This is a genomic window from Nonomuraea sp. NPDC051941 (genome assembly GCF_044593615.1).
Genome location: NZ_JBIUCF010000029.1, coordinates 22274 through 39032, shown reverse-complemented (window position 1 = coordinate 39032; position 16759 = coordinate 22274). Strand labels below are relative to the sequence as shown.

Below are 16759 nucleotides of genomic sequence, written 5' to 3'. Positions count from 1 at the left end.
TGGGTCTTCAACGGGCCACAATGGGGGCCCAATTCCCCCCACAATAGCCGCGAGGTGGCACGGAAACCCGTGCCACCTCCGCAAATCGCTCGTAACTGGAGCTATCCCATGAACGGGCGGATCGCCTCCATGGCCCGCTGGGTGACCTCCTCGACCGGGCCCGTGGCGTCGACCCCCACGAGAATGCCCTCGTCGGCGTAGTAGGAGACCAGCGGCGCCGTCTGCTCCTGGTAGACCTCCAGGCGATGCCTGACGGTCTCCTCCTTGTCGTCGTCACGCTGGAAGAGCGCGCCCCCGCACGCGTCGCACTTGTCGTCCTTCTTGTCATCGAACTCGACGTGCCAGATACGGCCGCACTGGCTGCAGGTGCGCCGGCCGGCCAGCCGCCTGACCACTTCGTCGTCGTCGACGACGAGCTCGAGTACGAGGTCGAGCGCCTGGCCCCAGTCCTTGAGCATGTCGCGCAGGATCTCCGCCTGTGCGACGTTCCTCGGGAAGCCGTCGAGCAGGAACCCGTCCTGCGCGTCGTCCTCGGACAGACGGTCACGGACCATGGCGATGGTGACCTCGTCGGGCACCAGATCACCACGGTCCATGTACGTCTTGGCCAGCTTGCCAAGATCCGTGCCCCCCGAGACGTTGGCACGGAAGATGTCACCTGTCGAGATCTTCGGGATGGACAGGTTCGATGCGATGTACTGGGCCTGTGTCCCCTTACCCGCTCCGGGGGGCCCGACCAGAACGAGACGCACTACCGCAGGAAACCTTCGTAGTTACGCTGCTGGAGCTGGCTCTCGATCTGCTTAACGGTGTCAAGGCCGACGCCTACCATGATCAGAATACTCGTCCCTCCGAACGGGAAGTTCTGGCTCGCACCGGACACCGCCAGCGCGACGATCGGGACCATGGCGATCAGACCCAGATAGAGCGAGCCCGGCGCGGTCAGACGAGTGAGCACGAAGTTCAGGTATTCAGCCGTCGGCCTGCCAGGACGGATGCCCGGAATGAACCCACCGTACTTCTTCATGTTGTCGGCGACTTCAGTGGGGTTGAACGTAATCGACACGTAGAAGTACGTGAAGAAGATGATCAACACGAAGAACGTGCCCATGTAGATCGGCGTGTCACCGGTGGCCAGGTTCTGCGAGATCCAGCGGATGAACGCGTTGTCCGTGCTCTGGAAGAGCGACGTCAGCAGCTGCGGCAGGTAGAGCAGCGAGGACGCGAAGATGACCGGGATGATGCCGGCCTGGTTGACCTTCAGCGGAATGTACGTGGACGTGCCGCCGTACATCCTGCGCCCGACCATCCGCTTGGCGTACTGGACCGGGATGCGACGCTGCGCCTGCTCGACGAAGACCACCGCGGCGATCATGAAGACACCGACGACCATGACGACCGTGAAGGTGAACTTGTTCGCCTGGAAGATGTTGGCCAGCTCGGACGGGAAGACCGCGACGACCTGCGTGAAGATCAGGATGGACATGCCGTTGCCGACACCGCGGTCGGTGATGAGCTCACCGAGCCACATGATCACGGACGTACCGGCGGTCATGATGACCACCATCGTCACGATCTGGAAGATGTTGTCGGGGTCGAGCAGCACGTCCTGCTGGCAGTTCGGGAACAGCTGCCCGGTGCGGGCCAGAGCGATGAAGGCGGTGGACTGCAGGACGGCAAGACCGATGGTGAGATAACGCGTATACTGCGTAATCTTGGTCTGACCGGCCTGTCCCTCCTTCTTCAGGGCCTCGAGACGCGGGATCACGACGACGAGTAGCTGGAGAATGATGCTCGCGGTGATGTACGGCATGATGCCCAGCGCGAACACCGACAGCTTCAGGAGCGCACCACCGCTGAAAAGCTGCACCATCCCGTAGATGTTGCCGGCGGCTCCGTTACGGGCCTGCTCGAAACAGGCGGCGAGGTTCTGGACGTGAACTCCCGGAGTCGGAAGAACCGAGCCGAGACGGAAAAGCGCGATGATGCCCAGGGTGAAGAGCAACTTTTTGCGCAGGTCCGGTGTCCGGAACGCCCGGGTAAACGCGGTCAGCACGGTCCCTCCTGCGCGCCTTTACGGCGGTGTGAGTATGCGATGGTGCGAGGATCTGCCATGTCTGTCTTAGGTCAGACGAGACGGTCAGAAGCCTGCCGTCTCGCGAACTCTAACGCACTACGGGCGTGGGGGCATTTGTCAAAGCCCCCACGCCTCGTAATAGCTCTTACAGCTCGGTAACGGAGCCACCCGCAGCGGCGATCTTCTCCTTCGCCGCGGACGAGAAGGCGTGAGCCTGAACGTTCACAGCGACGGAGATCTCGCCGGTGCCGAGCACCTTCACGAGCTGGTTCTTGCGGACAGCGCCCTTGGCGACCAGCGACTCGACGGTGACCTCGCCACCGTCGGGGAACAGCTCGCCGAGCTTGTCCAGGTTGACGACCTGGTAGGTCGTCTTGAACAGCGCGTTGGAGAAGCCCTTGAGCTTCGGCAGACGCCTCTGCAGCGGCACCTGGCCACCCTCGAAACCGAGGGGGACCGTCGTACGGGCGTGGCTGCCCTTGGTGCCGCGACCGGACGTCTTGCCCTTCGACGCCTCGCCGCGACCCTTGCGGATCTTGGCCTTGTTGGCGCCGGGGGCGGGACGCAGGTCGTGAATCTTGAGCGGAGCCTTGTCAGTCATGACTAGTCGACCTCTTCCACCTCGACGAGGTGCGTCACCACGGAGACCATCCCGCGAATCTCGGGCCGGTCCTCCTTGACGACGACGTCGCCGATTCGCTTCAGGCCAAGCGAACGCAGCGAGTCACGCTGGTTCTGCTTGCCACCGATCTTCGAGCGAACCTGAGTGATCTTCAGGCGTGCCATGACTAGCTCACCGCCTTCGCGGCCGCCGCCTCGGCGAGACCCTCACGCTGAGCCTTCAGCATGCGGGCCGGAGCGACGTCCTCGATCGGCAGGCCACGGCGGGCGGCGATCTCCTCGGGGCGCGAGAGGCCCTTCAGCGCCGCCACGGTGGCGTGCACGATGTTGATCGGGTTGTCGGAGCCGAGCGACTTCGACAGCACGTCGTGGATGCCGGCGCACTCCAGCACCGCGCGCACCGGACCGCCGGCGATGACGCCGGTACCGGCCGAGGCCGGACGCAGGAAGACGACACCGGCCGCCTCCTCGCCCTGCACGGTGTGCGGGATGGTGCCCTGGATCCGAGGCACCTTGAAGAAGTGCTTCTTCGCCTCTTCGACGCCCTTGGCGATGGCCGCGGGCACTTCCTTGGCCTTGCCGTAGCCGACGCCGACCAGGCCGTTGCCGTCACCGACGATGACGAGGGCGGTGAAGCTGAAGCGACGACCACCCTTCACGACCTTGGCCACACGGTTGATCTTCACTACGCGCTCGATGTACGAGACGCCCTTGTCGGCGGCGCCACCGCGGCGATCGTCACGACGGTCCCGCCGCTCGCCACCGGTGCCGCCACCGCGACGCGGAGCTGCAGCCATCAGTGGTTCCTCTTCTCAGTTGCCATCAGAATTCGAGCCCGCCTTCGCGGGCGCTGTCCGCCAGAGCCGCGATGCGGCCGGCGTAGCGGTTGCCACCGCGGTCGAACACGACAGCGGTGATCCCGGCTTCCTTGGCCCGCTGAGCGAGGAGCTCGCCGACCTTCTTCGCCTTCTCGGTCTTGTCCGCCTCGAGCACGCGCAGCGAGGGGTCCATGGTGGACGCGCTCACCAGCGTGTGGCCGACGGTGTCGTCCACGATCTGGACGAACATGTGACGGGTCGAACGGTTGACGACCAGGCGCGGACGCGCAGTCGTGCCGACGACGTTCTTGCGGACGCGGCGGTGACGGCGGGCCCGCGAGACGGTGCGGGCAGCCGTGTGCTTGCTGAACGCAGTCTTCGGAGCCATGCCTACTTACCAGCCTTTCCGACCTTGCGGCGGATCTGTTCGCCCTGGTAGCGCACGCCCTTGCCCTTGTACGGGTCAGGCTTGCGCAGCTTGCGGATGTTGGCCGCGACCTCGCCGACCTTCTGCTTGTCGATGCCGTCCACGTGGAACAGGGTCGGCTTCTCGACGCGGAAGGTGACGCCCTCGGGGGCGTCCACGATGACCGGGTGGCTGAAGCCCAGTGAGAACTCCAGCTGCGTCGGGCCCTTGGCCTGGACGCGGTAACCGACGCCGACGATCTCCAGGGACTTGGAGTAACCCTGGGTGACGCCCTGCACCATGTTGGCGATCAGCGTCCGGGACAGGCCGTGCAGCGCACGGACCTTGTTCTCGTCGTTGGGCCGGGCGACGGCGATGGCGCCGTCCTCGTCGCGAGCGACCGTGATGGGCTCGGCGACCTTGTGACTGAGCGTGCCCTTCGGGCCCTTGACCTGGACATCCTGGCCGGCGATCGTGATGTCTACGCCGCTGGGCACAGGGATGGGCAGCCGTCCGATTCTCGACATGCTGTGTTCCTCCCCTCTACCAGACGTAGGCGAGGACTTCCCCGCCCACGCCACGCTTGCCGGCCTGCTTGTCGGTCATGAGACCGGCGGACGTCGAGATGATCGCGACGCCCAGTCCGCCCAGGACTCGAGGCAGGTTGTCCTTCTTTGCATAAACCCGCAGACCGGGCTTGGAAACCCGGCGCAGGCCCGCGAGCGACCGCTCACGGGTGGGCCCGAACTTGAGCTCCACCACGAGGTTCTTGCCAACCTTGGCGTCTTCGACGGTCCAAGCCTGGATGTAACCCTCCTGCTGGAGGATCTCGGCGATGTGCGCCTTGATCTTCGAGTACGGCATCGTCACGCTGTCGTGGTACGCCGAATTCGCGTTACGCAGACGTGTGAGCATGTCTGCGATCGGGTCGGTCATCGTCATGGCCAGTGGCCTTCCTCGCCGCGGTTTCCAGTCGGCCAAGCAGCGCTCTGCCGGTGGACCTTCGGCGCGGTCATGGACGCTCTTCGAGAGCGCCCGGGTCTTCTTCTGAAATATGATCACCCAGGGGCGGCACGGAGGCCGCCCCTAAGGTTATCTACCAGCTCGACTTGGTGATGCCGGGCAGCTCGCCCCGGTGCGCCATCTCGCGGAAGCACACGCGGCAGAGCCCGAACTTGCGGTAGACGGCGCGCGGCCGGCCACAACGCGAGCAACGGGTGTACGCCCGGACCTCGAACTTCTGCTTGCGCCCCGCCTTGGCGATCAGCGACTTCTTCGCCATTGGATCAGGCCTCCTTGAACGGGAAGCCGAGGAGCTTCAGCAGCGCCCGGCCCTGGTCGTCGTTCTTCGCCGTGGTCACGATCGTGATGTCCATGCCCCGCGGCCGGTCGACCTTGTCCTGGTCGACCTCGTGGAACATGACCTGCTCGGTCAGACCGAAGGTGTAGTTGCCGTTGCCGTCGAACTGCTTGGGCGACAGGCCGCGGAAGTCCCGGATACGGGGCAGGGCCAGCGCCAGCAGGCGGTCGAGGAACTCCCACATGCGGTCGCCGCGCAGCGTGACGTGCGCGCCGATCGGCATGCCCTCGCGCAGCTTGAACTGGGCGATGGACTTGCGCGCCCGGACGACGGCCGGCTTCTGGCCGGTGATCACGGTGAGGTCGCGGACGGCGCCCTCGATGAGCTTCGAGTCGCGAGCCGCCTCGCCGACGCCCATGTTGACCTTGATCTTGGTCAGCGCGGGGATCTGCATGACGTTCTCGATGCCGAACTGCTCGCGAAGCTGGGCCGCGATCTCCTCGCGGTACTTCGTCTTGAGTCGCGGCGTCGGGCGCTCGGTCTCAGTGGTCGTGGCAGTCATCAGCTGTCCTCACCCGTCTCGTCGGCCTTCTTCTCGTCGGCCTTCTTCTCGGCGGGCTTCTCGTCCTTGAGCTTCTTCACGTTCGAGACGTGGATGGGGCCCTCCATGGTCTGCACGCCGCCGGTCTTGGCGCCGCGCGGACCCTGGTGGGTCTCCTTCGAGTGCTTCTTGATCATGTTGACGCCCTCGACCACCACACGGTCCTCGTGCGGGAGCGTGGCGATGACGTGACCCTTGGCACCCTTGTCCTTGCCGGCGATGACCTTGACCAGGTCACCCTTCTTCACATGCAGCTTCGGCATTACAGCACCTCCGGGGCGAGCGAGATGATGCGCATGAACTTCTTGTCGCGCAGCTCGCGGCCGACCGGGCCGAAGATACGAGTGCCACGAGGGTCACCGCTGTCCTTGATGATGACGGCGGCGTTCTCGTCGAAGCGGATGTAGGAGCCGTCGGGCCGGCGGCGCTCCTTGACCGTGCGGACGATGACGGCCTTGACCACGTCGCCCTTCTTGACGCCCGTGCTGCCCGGCAGCGCGTCCTTGACAGTGGCGACGATGATGTCGCCGATACCGGCGTAGCGTCGGCCCGAGCCACCGAGAACACGGATGCAAAGGATCTCCTTCGCGCCCGTGTTGTCGGCGACCTTGAGCCGCGACTCCTGCTGGATCACGTTGAACTCCTGTTAGTCGCGCCGGTTCTCATTTCTGAGCCTGGCGGAACCGTCGTTGTCTTGTTCCCACGGCCACAACGCCCGTAGGCGCCGCACCGCAGGCGACGCGAGGCCCGCATGTGGCCCCGCGTCCTTGGACGCCGTCATGGGGGCTCTCAGAGCCCCCACGAGGCGCGGTATATGTCGAGAAGGAGAGTTACTTCGCCTTCTCGAGGATCTCCACGACCCTCCACCGCTTGGTGGCGGAGAGGGGGCGGGTCTCCATGAGCAGCACGCGGTCGCCGACGCCGCAGGCGTTGGCCTCGTCGTGCGCCTTGTACTTGGTCGTACGGCGGATGACCTTGCCGTACAGACGGTGCTTGACGCGGTCCTCAACGGCGACGACGACGGTCTTGTCCATCTTGTCGCTCACCACGAGGCCCTCGCGGACCTTGCGGAAGTTCCGCTGCTCGTTCGTCTCAGTGGTCTCGGTCTCAGCCATCGCTCGTCTCCTTCTCGACCGTGACGATGCCCAGCTCGCGCTCGCGCATCACGGTGTAGATACGGGCGATCTCGCGGCGGACGGCGCGCAGCCGCCCGTGGCTCTCCAACTGACCGGTCGCCGCCTGGAAGCGGAGGTTGAACAACTCCTCCTTGGCCTCCTTCAGCTTCTGGACGAGGGTGTCCTCGTCCTCGAGCCGCAGCTCGCCGGCGGTCAGGCCCTTAGCCATCACGCCTCACCCACTTCACGCTTAACGATCTTGCACTTCATCGGGAGCTTGTGGATCGCACGCTGAAGCGCTTCGCGGGCGATCGGCTCCGCCACGCCGGACAGCTCGAACATCACGCGTCCGGGCTTGACGTTGGCGATCCACCACTCCGGCGAACCCTTACCGGAACCCATGCGGGTCTCGGCAGGCTTCTTGGTGAGCGGACGGTCGGGGTAGATGTTGATCCACACCTTGCCGCCACGGCGGATGTGACGGGTCATGGCGATACGAGCGGACTCGATCTGACGGTTGGTCACGTAGGAGTGCTCAACCGCCTGGATGCCGAACTCGCCGAACGTGACCCTGGTGCCGCCCTTGGCGGCTCCGCTGCGGTCAGGCCGGTGCTGCTTGCGGTGCTTGACCCTGCGCGGGATCAGCATGGTCAGCTCCCTTCAGCACCCGGCTGCGCAGCCGGGCCGGTCTCGGGGGCGGCCTGCGAGGCCGCCTCAGTGCGGGGGGCGCGGTCGCCACGGCCACCGCCACCGCGACGGGGGCGGTCGCCGCCACCACGACGCGGACGGTCGCCGCCGCCACCACGACGGTCGTCACGCTCGCGACGCTGGCCGGCACGAGCGCCGGCGGCGGCCGCCTCACGCTCGGCGCGGCTGGTCGGAGCCTCGCCCTTGTAGATCCAGACCTTCACGCCGATGCGGCCGAAGGTCGTACGGGCCTCGTAGAAGCCGTAGTCGATGTCCGCGCGGAGGGTGTGCAGCGGCACGCGGCCCTCACGGTAGAACTCCGACCGCGACATCTCGGCGCCGCCCAGACGACCGGAGCACTGGACACGGATGCCCTTGGCGCCGGACTTCATGGCCGACTGCATCGCCTTGCGCATGGCGCGGCGGAACGAGACACGGCTGGACAGCTGCTCGGCAACGCCCTGCGCGACGAGCTGCGCGTCGATCTCCGGGTTCTTGACCTCGAGGATGTTGAGCTGGACCTGCTTCTTGGTCAGCTTCTCCAGGTCGCCACGGATACGGTCCGCCTCGGCGCCGCGGCGGCCGATCACGATGCCGGGACGCGCGGTGTGGATGTCCACCTGCACGCGGTCCGTCGTGCGCTCGATCTCGACCTTGGAGATGCCGGCCCGCTCCATGCCCTTCTGCAGCATGCGGCGGATCGCCACGTCCTCGGCGACGTACGACTTGTACAGCTTGTCGGCGTACCACCGGCTCTTGAAGTCGGTCGTGATGCCGAGGCGGAACCCGTGCGGGTTAACCTTCTGGCCCACTATCGGGTCCTTCCCTTCGGCTCGCGGGACTCCACGATCACAGTGATGTGGCTCGTCCGCTTGTTGATCCGATAGGCACGACCCTGGGCACGCGGGCGGAACCGCTTCAGCGTCGGGCCCTCGTCGACCCACGCCCGGCTGACGACGAGCGTCTGCGGGTCGAGGTCGAAGTTGTGCTCAGCGTTCGCCATGGCGCTGCTGAGCACCTTGTAGATCGGCTCGCTCGCCGACTGGGGAGCGAACTGCAGCACGGCCTGCGCCTCCGAAGCGGGCAGCCCGCGAATGAGGTCCACCACACGGCGGGCCTTCTGGGGCGTGACACGGACGAACCGCGCCTGAGCCCTGGCTTCCATCGCTTTCTCCTACTTCCGGGACGCTTACCGCCGGCTGCGGCGGTCTTCCTTGACGTGGCTGCGGAAGGTCCGCGTGGGGGCGAACTCTCCCAGCTTGTGGCCGATCATCGACTCGGTGACGAAAACCGGGACGTGCTTGCGGCCGTCGTGCACGGCGATCGTGTGCCCGAGCATGTCGGGAACGATCATGGAGCGCCGCGACCACGTCTTGATGACGTTCTTGGTGCCCTTCTCGTTCTGGACGTCGACCTTCTTCTGAAGGTGACCGTCCACGAAGGGACCCTTCTTAAGGCTACGTGGCATTTCGGCTGCTCCTACCGCTTCTTCCTCTTGCTCCGACGACGGATGATCAGTCGGTCGCTGGCCTTGTTGGCCTGGCGGGTGCGCCCCTCGGGCTTGCCCTTCGGGTTCACCGGGTGGCGACCACCGGAGGTCTTGCCCTCACCACCACCGTGCGGGTGGTCGACGGGGTTCATCGCGACACCGCGGACGGTGGGGCGCTTGCCCTTCCACCGCATACGGCCGGCCTTGCCCCAGTTGATGTTGGCCTGCTCGGCGTTGCCGACCTGGCCCACCGTCGCCCGGCAGCGCACGTCGACCATGCGCATTTCGCCGGACGGCATACGCAGCGTGGCGTACTGGCCTTCCTTGGCGAGCAGCTGGATCTGTGCGCCCGCGGAGCGGCCGAGCTTGGCGCCGCCGCCCGGACGGAGCTCCACCGCGTGGATGAAGGTACCGGTCGGGATGTTGCGCAGCGGCAGGCAGTTGCCCGGCTTGATGTCGGCAGCGGGGCCGTTCTCGATACGGTCGCCCTGCTTGATGCCGGTCGGCGCGATGATGTAGCGCTTCTCGCCGTCGGCGTAGTGGAGCAGAGCGATGTTGGCGGTGCGGTTGGGGTCGTACTCGATGTGAGCGACCTTGGCCGGAATGCCGTCCTTGTCATGCCTACGGAAGTCGATGATCCGGTAGGCGCGCTTGTGACCGCCGCCCTGGTGGCGGGCGGTGACCCGGCCGTGTACGTTACGGCCGCCCTTGCTGTGAAGGGGCGCAAGCAGCGACTTCTCGGGCGTGCTGCGGGTGATCTCGGAGAAGTCCGAGACACTCGACCCGCGGCGACCCGGGGTCGTCGGCTTGTACTTACGGATGCCCATCTTTTTCGTTCATCCTTCGTCGGTTACATGGGTGAGCCCGCCGCGCGAAAGCGCGACGGTCTCGACCCCGCACAGGCCGTGCGGCCCGCACTCACTTCTATGGCGCTGCTAGCCGATCTGACCGAAGATGTCGATCCGATCGCCCTCGACCAGGCTCACGATCGCGCGCTTGGTGTCGGGACGCTTGCCGAAACCGGTACGGGTGCGCTTGCGCTTGCCCTGCCGGTTGATCGTGTTCACGCTGGTGACCTTGACCCCGAAGATCTGCTCAACAGCGATCTTGACCTGAGTCTTGTTCGCGGTGTTCTTCACCAGGAACGTGTACTTGTTGTTCTCATCGATCAGGCCGTAGCTCTTCTCAGAGACGACCGGCTTGATGATGATGTCGCGCGGGTCGGCGATCTTCTCCATCAGGCCTCTTCCTTCCCGCTGTCGCTCAGGCGAGCGACGACCTGGTCATACGCCTCCTGCGTGAAGACCACGTCGTCCGCCACGAGCACGTCGTACGTGTTGAGCTGCCCCGCGTCCAGCAGGTGGACCTCGGGAGCGTTACGCAGGCTCAGCCACGTCAGCTCGTCGGCCTCGTCGACGACGACGAGGACGCGCGGAGCCTGGGTGACCTTGCGCAGCGCCTCGAGGGCGGCCTTGGTCTTGGGCGTCTCGCTGGAGACCAGCGAGCTGACCACGTGGACGCGACCGCCGCCGGCCCGGTCGGAGAGGGCGCCACGCAGCGCGGCGGCCTTCATCTTCTTGGGCGTGCGCTGCGAGTAGTCGCGCGGCACGGGGCCGTGGACGGTGCCACCGCCGGTGAACTGCGGCGCACGGGTCGAGCCCTGACGGGCGCGGCCGGTGCCCTTCTGGCGGTACGGCTTCTTGCCGCCGCCGGAGACCTCACCGCGGGTCTTGGCCTTGTGGGTGCCCTGCCGGCGAGCGGCGAGCTGGGCCACGACCACCTGGTGGATCAGCGGCACGTTGACCTTGGCGCCGAAGATGTTCTCGGGCAGGTCGACGGTGCCGGCCTTCGCGCCGCTGGCGTCGAGGACGTCAATAGTGGTGCTCACTTGGCAGCCCCCTTCTTGGCAGAGGTGCGAACGAGGACCAGGCTTCCGTTGGCGCCGGGGATCGCACCCTTGATCAGGATGAGGCCCTTCTCGGCGTCCACGGAGTGAACCTTGAGGCTCTGCACGGTGGTGCGGACGTTACCCATCCGACCAGCCATGCGCAGACCCTTGAAAACGCGGCCCGGGGTGGCGCAGCCACCGATGGAACCCGGCGAACGGTGCTTGCGCTGCGTACCGTGCGACGCGCCCAGACCGGCGAAGCCGTGCCGCTTCATGACACCGGCGAAGCCCTTGCCCTTGCTCTTGCCCGTCACGTCGACGAACTGGCCGGCCTCGAAGGTGTCGGCCAGCAGCTCCTGGCCCAGGGTGTAGTCGCTCGCGTCGTCGGTGCGGATCTCCGCGAAGTAACGGCGCGGGGTGATGTCGTGCTTACGCAGGTAGTCGCCGAGCGGCTTGTTGACCTTCCGGGGGTCGACCTGCCCGAAGCCGAGCTGGACGGCGGAGTAGCCGTCCTTCTCTGCAGTGCGGACGCGGGTCACCACACACGGACCGGCCTCGACCACGGTCACCGGCACCAGCCGGTTGTCCGCGTCGAAGACCTGGGTCATGCCGAGCTTCTTGCCCAGGACGCCCTTGATCGTCTTAGCCATGTCAGTGTGTTCCCTCAGAGCTTGATCGAAATGTCGACACCCGCGGGGAGGTCGAGCCGCATGAGCGAGTCAACCGTCTTGGGGGTCGGGTCGATGATGTCAATCAGCCGCTTGTGCGTGCGCATCTCGAAGTGCTCGCGGCTGTCCTTGTACTTGTGCGGCGAGCGGATGACGCAGTACACGTTCTTCTCGGTCGGCAGCGGCACCGGGCCCGCGACCTTCGCGCCAGTCCGCGTCACCGTCTCGACGATCTTCTTGGCCGAGCTGTCGATGACCTCGTGGTCATAGGCCTTAAGCCGGATGCGGATCTTCTGTCCCGCCATAGTGGCCTCGGTGTCCTTCGCTGTCGTCTGAAAAAGTATCGTGCGGCCTGATGCCGCTGTATTGGTGCAGGTCGAAGCCTGCTAGACCCCACGAGGCAGACGCAGTGGATCTGCCTTTTCTTCCGTGATCCGGCAGTGACTTCGGTCATATCTCTTCGGCCGAAGCAACTGCTGGATCACGGCCTTCACATGAGGTCCCTAACGTGGTTCGGCGGTCGGCTCCGAGTCCGGGGCCGACCGCCGCCCCGACGGTCTAGCTACTTGATGATCTTCACGACCCGGCCGGCGCCGACGGTGCGGCCACCCTCACGGATCGCGAACTTGAGGCCTTCCTCCATGGCGATGGGCTGGATCAGCTCAACGCGCATTTCGGTGTTGTCGCCCGGCATGACCATCTCCGTGCCCTCGGGGAGGTTCACGACACCGGTCACGTCAGTCGTACGGAAGTAGAACTGCGGGCGGTAGTTGTTGAAGAACGGCGTGTGGCGGCCGCCCTCGTCCTTGGACAGGATGTAGACCTGGCCGTTGAACTCGGTGTGCGGGGTGGTCGTGCCCGGCTTGATGATGCACTGGCCGCGCTCGACGTCGTCGCGCTTGATGCCGCGGAGCAGCAGGGCGGCGTTGTCACCGGCGTGACCCTCGTCGAGCATCTTGTTGAACATCTCGATGCTGGTGACGGTGGTGGTCGTCTTCTCCGGCTTGATGCCGATGATGTCGACCTGCTCGTTGACCTTGACGATGCCGCGCTCGATACGACCGGTGACGACGGTGCCACGACCGGTGATCGAGAAGACGTCCTCGACCGGCATGAGGAACGGCTTGTCCGTCTCACGCGGGGGCTCGGGCACGTTCTCGTCGACGGCGTTCATCAGCTCGATGATGCTGTCGGCCCACTTCTGGTCGCCCTCGAGAGCCTTGAGAGCGGAGACGCGGACGACGGGCAGGTCGTCGCCGGGGAACTCCTGAGCGGACAGGAGCTCACGGACCTCCAGCTCGACGAGCTCGAGGATCTCCTCGTCGTCGACCATGTCGGCCTTGTTGAGGGCCACGACGATGTAGGGGACGCCGACCTGGCGGGCCAGGAGGACGTGCTCCTTCGTCTGCGGCATCGGGCCGTCGGTGGCGGCGACCACGAGGATGGCGCCGTCCATCTGGGCAGCACCGGTGATCATGTTCTTCACGTAGTCGGCGTGACCGGGGCAGTCAACGTGAGCGTAGTGACGCTTCTCGGTCTGGTACTCGACGTGCGCGATGGAGATCGTAATGCCGCGAGCCTTCTCCTCGGGCGCCTTGTCGATCTTGTCGAACGGGGTCGCCTTGTTCAGCTCGGGGAAACGGTCGTGAAGCACCTTGGTGATCGCCGCGGTCAGCGTGGTCTTGCCGTGGTCGATGTGTCCAATGGTGCCGATGTTCATGTGCGGCTTAGTCCGCTCGAACTTGGCCTTGCCCACTGGTTCTCTCCTTGAGAATCTGACTGACTTTCGTCTACACACTCGGGCCCGGGAACTCCCGAACCCCTTGGCGGCGGGGTGGCTCTCACCACCCCACCAGGGACCAGGACTTTATTCGCCCCGGGCCTTCGCGACGATCTCCTTGGCGATGCCCGGGGGCACCTCCGAGTAGGAGTCGAACTGCATGCTGTAGCTCGCGCGCCCCTGCGTCTTGCTACGCAGGTCACCCACGTAGCCGAACATCTCAGACAGCGGCACGAGCGCCGTGACGACACGGGCGCCGGCCCGCTCGTCCATAGACTGGATCTGTCCGCGGCGACCGTTGAGGTCACCGATGACATCACCCATGTAGTCCTCGGGCGTGGTGACCTCGACGGCCATCATCGGCTCGAGAAGCACTGCGTCCGCCTTGCGCGCGGCCTCCTTGAAGGCCATCGAGCCGGCGATCTTGAACGCCATTTCCGAGGAGTCGACGTCGTGCGCGGCACCGTCGACGAGCGTCACCTTCACGCCCACCATCGGGTAGCCGGCCAGCACGCCGAACTCGGCGGCCTCCTGGGCGCCCGCGTCGACCGACGGGATGTACTCCCTCGGGACACGACCACCCGTGACCTTGTTCTCGAACTCGTAGCCGTCGTTGCCTTCACCCAGCGGCTCGAGGTTGATGATCACCCGCGCGAACTGACCGGAACCACCGGTCTGCTTCTTGTGGGTGTAGTCGAGCTTCTCCACCTTGCGGCGGATGGTCTCGCGGTAGGCCACCTGCGGGCGGCCGACGTTGGCCTCGACCTTGAACTCGCGACGCATGCGGTCGACGAGGATCTCCAGGTGAAGCTCGCCCATGCCCCAGATGACCGTCTGACCGGTCTCCTCGTCGCGGCGAACCTGGAAGGACGGGTCCTCCTCGGCCAGCCGCTGGATGGCGGTCGACAGCTTCTCCTGGTCGCCCTTGGTCTTGGGCTCGATGGCGACGTTGATGACCGGAGCCGGGAACGTCATCGACTCGAGCACGACCTGGTTGGTCGGGTCGGACAGGGTGTCGCCGGTCGTGGTGTCCTTCAGACCCATGACCGCGACGATCTGACCGGCAATCGCCGTCGGGCGCTCCTCGCGCTTGTTGGCGTGCATCTGGTAGATCTTGCCGATCCGCTCCTTCTTACCCTTCACAGAGTTGACAACCTGTGAACCGGTCTCGAGCGTGCCCGAGTAGATGCGGATGTAGGTGAGCTTGCCCAGGTGCGGGTCGCTCGCGATCTTGAAGGCCAGAGCGGAGAACGGCTCGGTCGGGTCGGCGTGACGCTCGATGACCTTGTCCTCGTGGCCGACCGCGTGGCCCTTGAAGGCCGGGATGTCGGTCGGGGCCGGGAGGAAGGCGACGATCGCGTCGAGCAGGGGCTGCACGCCCTTGTTCTTGAACGCGGTGCCGCAGAGCACCGGGTTGATGGCGCTGGCCAGCGTAGCGCGGCGGATGGCCGCGACCAGCTGCTCCTCGGTGGGCTCGACGCCCTCGAGGAAGAGCTCCATCAGCTCGTCGTCGTTCTCGGCGACCGTCTCGATGAGCCGGTCACGCCACTCGCGAGCGGCCTCGGCGTGGTCGGCCGGGATGTCGACGGTGTCGTACATCTCGCCCTTGGCCGCCTCGGCGCTCCAGATGTAACCCTTCATCTTGACGAGGTCGATGACGCCCTTGAAGTCGGCCTCAACGCCCCAGGGAAGCTGGATGACAGCCGGGGTCGCGCCCAGACGGCTGATCATCATGTCGACGCAGCGGTGGAACTCCGCGCCGACACGGTCCATCTTGTTGACGAAGCAGATCCGGGGGACGTCGTAGCGGTCAGCCTGGCGCCACACCGTCTCCGACTGCGGCTCGACACCCGCGACGCCGTCGAACACGGCGACGGCACCGTCGAGGACACGGAGCGAACGCTCCACCTCGATGGTGAAGTCGACGTGACCCGGGGTGTCGATGATGTTGATGGTGTGACCGATCCACTCACAGGTGGTCGCGGCAGACGTGATCGTGATGCCGCGCTCCTGCTCCTGCTCCATCCAGTCCATCGTGGCAGCGCCCTCGTGGACCTCACCGATCTTGTAGTTGATACCGGTGTAGAACAGGATGCGCTCGGTCGTGGTGGTCTTGCCCGCGTCGATATGGGCCATGATCCCGATGTTTCGGACCTTGGCCAGGTCAAGAGCGGTCGTGGTGGCCACTTCTCTCGCGTCCTCGTCGTCTCGTCGAACCCGCCGGGGTTACCAGCGGTAGTGGGCGAAGGCCTTGTTGGACTCGGCCATCTTGTGGGTGTCCTCGCGCTTCTTGACACTCGCCCCAAGGCCGTTGCTGGCGTCGAGGAGCTCGTTCATGAGGCGCTCGGTCATGGTCTTCTCGCGGCGGGCGCGGGAGTACTGCACCAGCCAGCGCAGGGCCAGGGTGGTGCTGCGCGCGGCGCGCACCTCGACCGGCACCTGGTACGTGGCACCACCGACGCGGCGGCTGCGGACCTCGAGGGTCGGCTTGACGTTGTCGAGCGCGCGCTTCAGGGTGACGACCGGGTCGTTGCCGGTCTTCTCCCTGCAGCCCTCGAGGGCGCCGTACACGATGGACTGCGCGATGGAGCGCTTGCCGTCGAGAAGCACCTTGTTGATCAGGGCGGTCACCAGGGGCGAGCTGTAAACCGGGTCAGACATGAGCTGACGACGGCCAGGAGAACCCTTGCGAGGCATAGTTAGCTCTTCTCCTTCTTGGCGCCGTAGCGGCTGCGGGCCTGCTTGCGGTTGCGGACACCCTGGGTGTCCAGCGAGCCACGGATGATCTTGTAGCGAACACCGGGCAGGTCCTTCACACGACCGCCACGCACGAGCACGATGGAGTGCTCCTGCAGGTTGTGGCCCACACCCGGGATGTAGGCCGTGACCTCGATGCCGTTCGTGAGTCGAACGCGGGCCACCTTGCGCAGTGCCGAGTTGGGCTTCTTCGGGGTCGTGGTGTACACGCGCTGGCACACGCCGCGCCGCTGCGGACTCCCCTTGAGGGCAGGAGTCTTGGTCTTCGAGACCTTGTCCTGCCGGCCCTTGCGGACCAACTGCTGAATAGTGGGCACTGCCACTCCGTTTCGTGCCTTGGCCGGTGTTTCGTCAGTTGTGATGCATTTCGCAGGTACTGCCGGTGTCATGACCTGCTGATTTTTCTTGTCTCGGTGCCCCCGCGCTCGGGCGTGTCGCGCTATTCACGCAGACGTCCCGCGAGGTTTACGAGCCAGGAAGCCGTCCCGCGCTCGTAATGAGCGCACGGTCGAGAGCCCGCTAGAGACGGGCACGAAGCTCAAGACTACCCAG

27 protein-coding genes are annotated in these 16759 nt (G+C 65.6%); all 27 read right to left on the bottom strand.

What is annotated here, in order from left to right:
- Window positions 1-101: 101 nt before the first annotated feature.
- Window positions 102-752 carry an adenylate kinase gene (locus tag ACIHFD_RS39105; RefSeq protein ID WP_185070637.1) on the bottom strand — a complete coding sequence of 217 codons (651 nt, stop codon included), beginning with the start codon at window positions 750-752 and terminating at the stop codon, window positions 102-104.
- A complete protein-coding gene (gene secY / locus ACIHFD_RS39100; protein WP_397371254.1) occupies window positions 752-2056 on the bottom strand; it encodes a preprotein translocase subunit SecY in 1305 nt (434 codons plus the stop codon). The genes ACIHFD_RS39105 and secY overlap by 1 nt, the downstream gene beginning before the upstream one ends.
- 166 nt (window positions 2057-2222) lie before the next feature.
- The gene (gene rplO / locus ACIHFD_RS39095) at window positions 2223-2678 is read right to left on the bottom strand and encodes a 50S ribosomal protein L15 (protein WP_350730993.1); all 456 of its coding nucleotides are present in this window, start codon (window positions 2676-2678) and stop codon (window positions 2223-2225) included.
- Window positions 2679-2680: 2 nt separating this feature from the next.
- The gene (rpmD, locus tag ACIHFD_RS39090; protein ID WP_080043226.1) at window positions 2681-2863 is read right to left on the bottom strand and encodes a 50S ribosomal protein L30; all 183 of its coding nucleotides are present in this window, start codon (window positions 2861-2863) and stop codon (window positions 2681-2683) included.
- 2 nt (window positions 2864-2865) lie between these two features.
- Window positions 2866-3495, bottom strand: a complete 630-nt coding sequence (gene rpsE / locus ACIHFD_RS39085; RefSeq protein ID WP_349446692.1) for a 30S ribosomal protein S5 — start codon at window positions 3493-3495, stop codon at window positions 2866-2868.
- Between the two features lie 25 nt (window positions 3496-3520).
- Window positions 3521-3904: a 50S ribosomal protein L18 gene (gene rplR / locus ACIHFD_RS39080; RefSeq protein ID WP_350730991.1), complete on the bottom strand. Its 384-nt coding sequence runs from the start codon at window positions 3902-3904 to the stop codon at window positions 3521-3523.
- A gap of 2 nt (window positions 3905-3906) precedes the next feature.
- Window positions 3907-4449 carry a 50S ribosomal protein L6 gene (gene rplF / locus ACIHFD_RS39075; RefSeq protein ID WP_350730990.1) on the bottom strand — a complete coding sequence of 181 codons (543 nt, stop codon included), beginning with the start codon at window positions 4447-4449 and terminating at the stop codon, window positions 3907-3909.
- A gap of 16 nt (window positions 4450-4465) precedes the next feature.
- On the bottom strand, window positions 4466-4864 hold the full coding sequence (gene rpsH, locus ACIHFD_RS39070; RefSeq protein WP_192789898.1) for a 30S ribosomal protein S8: 399 nt from the start codon (window positions 4862-4864) through the stop codon (window positions 4466-4468).
- A 154-nt stretch (window positions 4865-5018) separates the two neighbouring features.
- Window positions 5019-5204 carry a type Z 30S ribosomal protein S14 gene (locus tag ACIHFD_RS39065; RefSeq protein WP_020542298.1) on the bottom strand — a complete coding sequence of 62 codons (186 nt, stop codon included), beginning with the start codon at window positions 5202-5204 and terminating at the stop codon, window positions 5019-5021.
- Between the two features lie 4 nt (window positions 5205-5208).
- Window positions 5209-5784, bottom strand: coding sequence for a 50S ribosomal protein L5 (gene rplE, locus ACIHFD_RS39060; protein WP_106253395.1), 576 nt, complete (start codon window positions 5782-5784; stop codon window positions 5209-5211).
- Window positions 5784-6077, bottom strand: a complete 294-nt coding sequence (gene rplX, locus ACIHFD_RS39055; RefSeq protein ID WP_350731450.1) for a 50S ribosomal protein L24 — start codon at window positions 6075-6077, stop codon at window positions 5784-5786. Before rplX ends, rplE begins: the two co-directional genes overlap by 1 nt.
- 8 nt (window positions 6078-6085) lie before the next feature.
- Window positions 6086-6457, bottom strand: a complete 372-nt coding sequence (gene rplN, locus ACIHFD_RS39050) for a 50S ribosomal protein L14 (RefSeq protein WP_106253399.1) — start codon at window positions 6455-6457, stop codon at window positions 6086-6088.
- Window positions 6458-6653: 196 nt separating this feature from the next.
- Window positions 6654-6938, bottom strand: a complete 285-nt coding sequence (gene rpsQ, locus ACIHFD_RS39045; RefSeq protein ID WP_185070626.1) for a 30S ribosomal protein S17 — start codon at window positions 6936-6938, stop codon at window positions 6654-6656.
- Complete coding sequence (rpmC, locus tag ACIHFD_RS39040) at window positions 6931-7167, bottom strand: 50S ribosomal protein L29 (RefSeq protein WP_106253417.1); 237 nt, start codon at window positions 7165-7167, stop codon at window positions 6931-6933. The genes rpsQ and rpmC overlap by 8 nt, the downstream gene beginning before the upstream one ends.
- Window positions 7167-7586, bottom strand: a complete 420-nt coding sequence (rplP, locus tag ACIHFD_RS39035; RefSeq protein WP_185070624.1) for a 50S ribosomal protein L16 — start codon at window positions 7584-7586, stop codon at window positions 7167-7169. Before rplP ends, rpmC begins: the two co-directional genes overlap by 1 nt.
- Before the next feature lie 2 nt (window positions 7587-7588).
- Window positions 7589-8437 (bottom strand): 30S ribosomal protein S3, encoded by an 849-nt coding sequence (gene rpsC / locus ACIHFD_RS39030; protein ID WP_364243780.1) that lies wholly within the window; start codon window positions 8435-8437, stop codon window positions 7589-7591.
- Window positions 8437-8790 carry a 50S ribosomal protein L22 gene (gene rplV, locus ACIHFD_RS39025; RefSeq protein WP_020542306.1) on the bottom strand — a complete coding sequence of 118 codons (354 nt, stop codon included), beginning with the start codon at window positions 8788-8790 and terminating at the stop codon, window positions 8437-8439. Before rplV ends, rpsC begins: the two co-directional genes overlap by 1 nt.
- A gap of 24 nt (window positions 8791-8814) precedes the next feature.
- Window positions 8815-9093 (bottom strand): 30S ribosomal protein S19, encoded by a 279-nt coding sequence (gene rpsS, locus ACIHFD_RS39020; protein WP_192789896.1) that lies wholly within the window; start codon window positions 9091-9093, stop codon window positions 8815-8817.
- Window positions 9094-9104: 11 nt separating this feature from the next.
- Window positions 9105-9941, bottom strand: a complete 837-nt coding sequence (gene rplB, locus ACIHFD_RS39015) for a 50S ribosomal protein L2 (RefSeq protein ID WP_192789895.1) — start codon at window positions 9939-9941, stop codon at window positions 9105-9107.
- Between the two features lie 108 nt (window positions 9942-10049).
- Window positions 10050-10352, bottom strand: coding sequence for a 50S ribosomal protein L23 (rplW, locus tag ACIHFD_RS39010; protein WP_350730984.1), 303 nt, complete (start codon window positions 10350-10352; stop codon window positions 10050-10052).
- Window positions 10352-11002 carry a 50S ribosomal protein L4 gene (gene rplD / locus ACIHFD_RS39005; protein WP_397371253.1) on the bottom strand — a complete coding sequence of 217 codons (651 nt, stop codon included), beginning with the start codon at window positions 11000-11002 and terminating at the stop codon, window positions 10352-10354. Before rplD ends, rplW begins: the two co-directional genes overlap by 1 nt.
- On the bottom strand, window positions 10999-11652 hold the full coding sequence (gene rplC, locus ACIHFD_RS39000) for a 50S ribosomal protein L3 (protein ID WP_397371252.1): 654 nt from the start codon (window positions 11650-11652) through the stop codon (window positions 10999-11001). Before rplC ends, rplD begins: the two co-directional genes overlap by 4 nt.
- Before the next feature lie 14 nt (window positions 11653-11666).
- Window positions 11667-11975 carry a 30S ribosomal protein S10 gene (gene rpsJ / locus ACIHFD_RS38995; RefSeq protein WP_012887830.1) on the bottom strand — a complete coding sequence of 103 codons (309 nt, stop codon included), beginning with the start codon at window positions 11973-11975 and terminating at the stop codon, window positions 11667-11669.
- A 257-nt stretch (window positions 11976-12232) separates the two neighbouring features.
- Complete coding sequence (tuf, locus tag ACIHFD_RS38990; RefSeq protein ID WP_350730980.1) at window positions 12233-13426, bottom strand: elongation factor Tu; 1194 nt, start codon at window positions 13424-13426, stop codon at window positions 12233-12235.
- Between the two features lie 111 nt (window positions 13427-13537).
- The gene (fusA, locus tag ACIHFD_RS38985; RefSeq protein WP_397371328.1) at window positions 13538-15586 is read right to left on the bottom strand and encodes an elongation factor G; all 2049 of its coding nucleotides are present in this window, start codon (window positions 15584-15586) and stop codon (window positions 13538-13540) included.
- A 90-nt stretch (window positions 15587-15676) separates the two neighbouring features.
- Window positions 15677-16147, bottom strand: a complete 471-nt coding sequence (gene rpsG, locus ACIHFD_RS38980; RefSeq protein ID WP_043623423.1) for a 30S ribosomal protein S7 — start codon at window positions 16145-16147, stop codon at window positions 15677-15679.
- Between the two features lie 2 nt (window positions 16148-16149).
- Window positions 16150-16524, bottom strand: coding sequence for a 30S ribosomal protein S12 (rpsL, locus tag ACIHFD_RS38975; protein ID WP_020542315.1), 375 nt, complete (start codon window positions 16522-16524; stop codon window positions 16150-16152).
- Window positions 16525-16759 lie beyond the last annotated feature (235 nt).

Coding starts and splice junctions, on each gene's coding strand:
- rplE (WP_106253395.1), bottom strand. CDS start 5,784: ATGACTGCCACGACCACTGAGACCGAGCGCCCGACGCCGCGACTCAAG.
- rpsG (WP_043623423.1), bottom strand. CDS start 16,147: ATGCCTCGCAAGGGTTCTCCTGGCCGTCGTCAGCTCATGTCTGACCCG.
- rpmC (WP_106253417.1), bottom strand. CDS start 7,167: ATGGCTAAGGGCCTGACCGCCGGCGAGCTGCGGCTCGAGGACGAGGAC.
- rpsQ (WP_185070626.1), bottom strand. CDS start 6,938: ATGGCTGAGACCGAGACCACTGAGACGAACGAGCAGCGGAACTTCCGC.
- rplP (WP_185070624.1), bottom strand. CDS start 7,586: ATGCTGATCCCGCGCAGGGTCAAGCACCGCAAGCAGCACCGGCCTGAC.
- rplR (WP_350730991.1), bottom strand. CDS start 3,904: ATGGCTCCGAAGACTGCGTTCAGCAAGCACACGGCTGCCCGCACCGTC.
- rpsH (WP_192789898.1), bottom strand. CDS start 4,864: ATGACGATGACCGACCCGATCGCAGACATGCTCACACGTCTGCGTAAC.
- rpsE (WP_349446692.1), bottom strand. CDS start 3,495: ATGGCTGCAGCTCCGCGTCGCGGTGGCGGCACCGGTGGCGAGCGGCGG.
- rplO (WP_350730993.1), bottom strand. CDS start 2,678: ATGACTGACAAGGCTCCGCTCAAGATTCACGACCTGCGTCCCGCCCCC.
- rpmD (WP_080043226.1), bottom strand. CDS start 2,863: ATGGCACGCCTGAAGATCACTCAGGTTCGCTCGAAGATCGGTGGCAAG.
- rplF (WP_350730990.1), bottom strand. CDS start 4,449: ATGTCGAGAATCGGACGGCTGCCCATCCCTGTGCCCAGCGGCGTAGAC.
- rplC (WP_397371252.1), bottom strand. CDS start 11,652: ATGGCTAAGACGATCAAGGGCGTCCTGGGCAAGAAGCTCGGCATGACC.
- rplW (WP_350730984.1), bottom strand. CDS start 10,352: ATGGAGAAGATCGCCGACCCGCGCGACATCATCATCAAGCCGGTCGTC.
- rpsJ (WP_012887830.1), bottom strand. CDS start 11,975: ATGGCGGGACAGAAGATCCGCATCCGGCTTAAGGCCTATGACCACGAG.
- fusA (WP_397371328.1), bottom strand. CDS start 15,586: ATGGCCCATATCGACGCGGGCAAGACCACCACGACCGAGCGCATCCTG.
- rplV (WP_020542306.1), bottom strand. CDS start 8,790: ATGGAAGCCAGGGCTCAGGCGCGGTTCGTCCGTGTCACGCCCCAGAAG.
- rpsS (WP_192789896.1), bottom strand. CDS start 9,093: ATGCCACGTAGCCTTAAGAAGGGTCCCTTCGTGGACGGTCACCTTCAG.
- rplB (WP_192789895.1), bottom strand. CDS start 9,941: ATGGGCATCCGTAAGTACAAGCCGACGACCCCGGGTCGCCGCGGGTCG.
- ACIHFD_RS39065 (WP_020542298.1), bottom strand. CDS start 5,204: ATGGCGAAGAAGTCGCTGATCGCCAAGGCGGGGCGCAAGCAGAAGTTC.